This is a genomic window from Oleiphilus sp. HI0080 (assembly GCF_001635135.1).
The window spans coordinates 1-1004 of record NZ_LWFU01001109.1; the positions used below are offsets into that span (position 1 = coordinate 1).

Sequence of the window (1004 nt, forward strand, 5' to 3'; positions counted from 1 at the left end):
CGTTTTTGCAATGTGATCGGTCCACATCTGCATATCACTGGCCGTCACACCTGCGTCGGCAGAAAGCATAAATACCACTGCCTGAGCGTTTGGAATCATGCTTACTGTGAGTTCGGGCTCTGAGCCCAATGCGTTCAATCCGGGCGTATCAAGTATGCGCAGACCCTGCTCAAGCAAGGGATGTTTAAAACTAAGCTCGGCATGTCGCCATCGAGGAATAAGCACCTTCTCCGGATTCACAGGATCGCGCTCAAGAGAGCTTCCGCTGAAACCAAGCGCTCTTGCCTCACTTTCTTCAACGGAAACGACCTCCGCGACTTTTTGCAAGACCGCGGCCATCGTTTCAGGATGGTCATTTTCAATTGAGAATTCATTCCAGAGATCCACTTTCTCTTTCATCTCAGAAATGGTTAGGTTCAAACGTCGACTTTCGATTGGCAGGAGTCTTAGGTAAGACGTGTCTCGGACCCGATCATAAAACAGCTCGGTCGGACACATCGTTGTGCGTCCTGCTTTCGAGGGCAAAATACGCTGTTGAAAATCTGAAAGTAGCAAGGCGTTGATCAGCTCTGTTTTGCCACGCGAAAATTCGCCAACAAAGGCAATCGTCAACTCATCTTTCTGGAGTGCTTCACTCGCCCTTACTAAGCGATTCAGCATATCCTCTGACGCCATCTGAGTTTCAGACAACCAATGCCGATACGCGTCTATCTGCTCAAGTAAACCATGCTTCCAATTGTGGAAACTGTCTATTTTGTCGAGCGAACTAGCGTTATGAGCCATGACCATTTCAGCCTACTACCTATCTACTACTGATTACTTGAGTATAGATAGCTTTGCGAAATTCCCACGGCGCATACGTGAAATTGTGTAGCAGATCAGGTCGGTTAAGAGATCTAGAACACTAAAGCAGAGAAAAAGACATACCAAATTGCTGGCTTAGGCCATTCAAGACGATGCCCAGCACCTGCAAAACAAGAAAAACGAGGATGGGTGAAAGGTCT

The 1004-nt window shown here is 47.5% G+C and carries 1 protein-coding gene; it reads right to left on the reverse strand.

From position 1 onward, the window contains the following. The coding region (locus A3751_RS20185) for a dynamin family protein (protein WP_197466558.1) at positions 1 to 783 on the reverse strand (783 nt) is incomplete at its 3' end. Positions 784 to 1004: the final 221 nt, after the last annotated feature.